Source organism: Mesorhizobium sp. M2A.F.Ca.ET.037.01.1.1, assembly GCF_003998075.1.
In the GTDB taxonomy this organism is placed as follows: domain Bacteria; phylum Pseudomonadota; class Alphaproteobacteria; order Rhizobiales; family Rhizobiaceae; genus Mesorhizobium.
Genome location: NZ_RZSA01000694.1, coordinates 1 through 3,681, shown reverse-complemented (window position 1 = coordinate 3,681; position 3,681 = coordinate 1). Strand labels below are relative to the sequence as shown.

The following is a 3,681-nucleotide window of genomic DNA, read 5'->3' as shown; positions in this document are numbered from 1 at the left end:
TCTTAGGGCAATTCCAGAAAAAGTGTGAAACGGTTTTCCGTCCGGAATTGCGTAGAAACAAAGAGACAGGGTGTTTCGCCGTCTCCGTGAGACGGTGAAACGCACCAGAGCATTGCGGGAAAGCATGCGGCGGTTCCGTCCGCAACTGCGGCTTCATGGGTATTCTCCGGCGGAAAACCCTAATACGCGCCGACCGACGGTCGTTGCGCTTCCATCTCCACCATCTGGATGCCCATTTCGACGAAGGCCGAAAGCACGGCGAAGCGGTCGGCGGTCGAAACGCGCGCCAGCCCCGCCAGGATCCCGGCGTTGACGGCGTGGGCGGCGGGGAATCCGGTCGACAGCATATCAAAGGCCGGGTCGCGCCACGCCGCCGACAAGGCGATCCAGGCAGCCGGCGTTGCCGGCGACGGATCGACAGCGCTGCTGAGCGCCGCCCGATGGCGAGGATTTCCGGGCTCGCCCACCCAGTCGCTGACGAGTGCCAGCAATTCGAGATCCCTTTCGGCAAGGAGCTCGGCGAGATGACTGAGGCATTCATGCCCCCACCAGACCGCGGCGCGCTCGGGCAGGAGATAGGCGCAGAAGGTGACGGCTTCCTCCGGCACGCGTCCGGCGAGCAGCGCGCGGCAGAATTCCAGCGGGGGTTGGGCCACGGCCGGCGACTTCATGTCCCGGGCGATCGCGGGACAGGCAAGAAACAGATCCCTTGCCGTTCTGTATCCGAGTTCATTGGCCATCGCTGCCACACCCCGAGCATCGGCACAAACAGCACTGAAACCCGCGGCCAAGCGCCGGTCAAGCCTCAACCTTATCAGGCGGCGGCCATCGGCAACGTGCGCTTGTTCACAGACAATCGCTTTGGGATTTGATATAGTCCGCGCCAGCGAAAACCCGCTCGAAACAGGTCAAAACAGGAGTGACGGTCATGCGGTGGGGCAGTTCAGCCTTGGCATTGGCGACCGTGCTTTTTTCAACGCACGTCTACGCCGATCCGCTTCAGAAATCGGAAGACATCGTAAAGTTCTTCGCCGGCCAGGGCAATCTTGGCGCCTCACGCGGCATCTGCGTCGGCACCGAGGAAGAGTGCAAGAGCAAGGCCGAGAAGAACGAGGCGCCGCCCCAGAAGGCTGGCCTCGACATGATGATCAACTTCGCCCTGGATTCGGCCCAGCTCGACCAGACCGCGCGCACGGAGCTGGACGAGTTCGCCAAGGCGCTGAACGACAATCGGCTGAGCACGTTCAGCTTCGTCGTCGAGGGTCACACCGACGCGACCGGCACGGACAGCTACAACCAGGGCCTCTCGCAGCGGAGAGCGCAATCGGTGGCCGCCTTCCTCGAAGCCAACGGCGTTGAATCGGCGCGGCTCGAAGCGATCGGCCTCGGCAAGTCGCACCCGCGCGTCGCAAATCCATACGATCCGGTCAACCGCCGCGTGGAAATGCGCATCAGGACGGAATAGCGGGCCGCAGGCAAGCCGGCCCGTCAACAGCGACACAGGTCAAGGGGAGCTCGGTCAAAACGCCGGCTCCCCTTTTGTTGCTGCCTATTTCGACCCAATTCCAGGCGGAAAACCGCTTCACACTTTTCCTGGAATTGCTCAACGATCAATTCTTGATCGCGTTGCCGATCACAACGCCGCTGCCGAAGATCAGCGCCTTGGTCAGGAAGTCGTTGTTTTCTCTCGGCGGCGGCGCGTCCTCGCGAACCACGGTGTCGCTGTTGCGGCGGCGCTGAACGACCTGCGTCTGTTTCCGGCGCGGCTTTTGCTGCGCCGTCGGGTCCAACGTGCGGGTCTTCTGCACGACCTGCTTCCTGGTCGGCGCGGCGCGCGCCTGGTCGGCGGCGTTCCTGGCGCGCACGGCATCCATCATCGGGTCGGTCTGGATCACCAGCAGAGCCAGCTGTTCGCGCGTCAGATAGGTGGTTGAGGGCAGGCCGTTCTTGCCCTGCCAGACGCCGATCGCTTGGCGCGTCCTCGGGCCGATATTGCCGTCGACCTGGCCGAGCTCGTTGCCCAGCGCTTCGATGCGCAATTGCAGGTCGATGCGGCCGTTGCGGTCGAGCCCGATGGCGCTTTCCGTCAGTTCGGTGCCTTGCGTCTTTCTCATCTCGTCGGTGATGCCGACCGAGGTGCGGACGGCCGAGCCGGGATTGGCACTGGCATCGTCCGCGCCGCGCGCCGCCACCTGCTTGCCCGTCGCCGGATCCTTCAGCTGGTCGATGTTGAGCTTCGCCACCGTAGCGAAACGGCCGTTCGGAAACTGGTCGAGATAGGCCTCGTAATAGGGGATGGCGTTCCTCTTCGAAGCCTCGTCCCAAAGCCGCTGCTCGACTTCCCAGGACGGCGGCTCGCTGGCCACGGGAGCAGGCGCTGAAGTCGCCTTGGCCGCGTCTGCCACCGGCGTCGCGGCGGGCGAGGCTGTTTCTGCCACGGGCTTGCCGAGGAATACCTCGCGTCCGAGCGAGGCATTGTGCCATGGCCGCTGCCGGCCTTGCGTGGTTTCCGTCACCTCGCCGCGCACCCGCGTCAAGGCACTCTGGATCTCGACGCCCGGCTCGGTCAGGTGCTTGGCGAGAGCCAGCGAATAGGGGCTGTCGACGCCGTTGCCGTCGAAGGCGATGGCGCCGGGGTCGGTCGCATAGGCGATCAGGACGCCGCCCGTGCCCATGCCGTCGGCCTTTGCGTCGACCGGCGCGAGGCCGGCGCCGAGCGAGCGGCTCTTCGGCAGCGCCGCTGCCAGCGTGCGCGCCAGCGGATTGTCGCGGCAGGCGTCCAGAATGATGATGCCGACGGCGGGATCGGCGGGCAGCTCCGCCATGAATTCGTCGATCTGGACCGTGCGGGTCTTGAGATAGGCCGGCGACGTCAGCTCCGCATCGACCGGAATAAGGTAGTTCCTGCCGTCGACCTGCATGCCGTGCCCGGCATAGTAGATGACGGCAAGGTCGGCATTGTAGGACTCTTCGGTGAATTTGCTGATCAGGCTGTGCATGCCGGCATTGTCCTGGTCGACGCCTTCGATCACCTGGAAGCCGGCGTTGCGCAGCGTGGACGCGATAAGGCGGGCGTCGTTCGCCGGGTTGGGCAAAGCGACGGCATTGACATATTTGCTGTTGCCGATGACCAGCGCGACACGCTTGCTGTCGGGCGTGGCGGCCTGTGCGCCGAACGCGGCGTGGAACAGCAGGATCAACCCGCCCAAAAGGATGGCGAACGCTTTCATGGGATCAGCCCTCCGCCCCCTCGGGGCGCGTTATAAATGTCTGCGCATGCTGAATGTCGTAAGCGACAACGTCGCTTCTGCCAAAATCGTCCTTGAGCGTCTGTGATCTCGACCACAGATTTGGTTCACGAGGGGCTCGAAATTTCCTCGGTGAGTATCCGCTAATTTACCATTGGCGGGCCTGAAAAACCAATCGGCCCATCCGGCCATGCGAGGTTTAGTGAACCGACTCGTTCCTCAACACAGAAGTTTTGACCGGTTGGCTAGTGTACGTTGGCAGACCCCATGCCTTGGCGATTGGCCGAGACGACTGTCGCGGTCGTCATCCACGGGCGGAGCAAGGAGCGAAGCGACGCGCGCAGACCCGAGGATCCATGCCGTGACTTGGAAGCGCTGCGGCGGTCCAGAATTCTGCACCGTTGCACACTTCGGTCCAGGTAACGGCATGGAT

General features: G+C 63.7%; 3 protein-coding genes. 1 reads left to right on the top strand and 2 read right to left on the bottom strand.

Translation table 11 applies throughout. The annotated features are described in order from the left end of the window. Positions 1 to 179: 179 nt before the first annotated feature. Complete coding sequence (locus EOA27_RS27140; RefSeq protein ID WP_245467257.1) at positions 180 to 791, bottom strand: hypothetical protein; 612 nt, start codon at positions 789 to 791, stop codon at positions 180 to 182. A gap of 173 nt (positions 792 to 964) precedes the next feature. Between EOA27_RS27140 and EOA27_RS27135 the strand changes: the two genes are divergently transcribed. Further along, on the top strand, positions 965 to 1,465 hold the full coding sequence (locus EOA27_RS27135; RefSeq protein ID WP_126079289.1) for an OmpA family protein: 501 nt from the start codon (positions 965 to 967) through the stop codon (positions 1,463 to 1,465). Between the two features lie 145 nt (positions 1,466 to 1,610). Here the strand turns inward: EOA27_RS27135 and EOA27_RS27130 are convergent, their stop codons facing one another. Further along, positions 1,611 to 3,230 carry a caspase family protein gene (locus tag EOA27_RS27130; protein WP_127257704.1) on the bottom strand — a complete coding sequence of 540 codons (1,620 nt, stop codon included), beginning with the start codon at positions 3,228 to 3,230 and terminating at the stop codon, positions 1,611 to 1,613. Positions 3,231 to 3,681 lie beyond the last annotated feature (451 nt).

Bases quoted from the DNA above. Each gene is read 5' to 3' on its own strand.
- EOA27_RS27130 (WP_127257704.1), bottom strand. From the start codon at position 3,230: ATGAAAGCGTTCGCCATCCTTTTGGGCGGGTTGATCCTGCTGTTCCAC.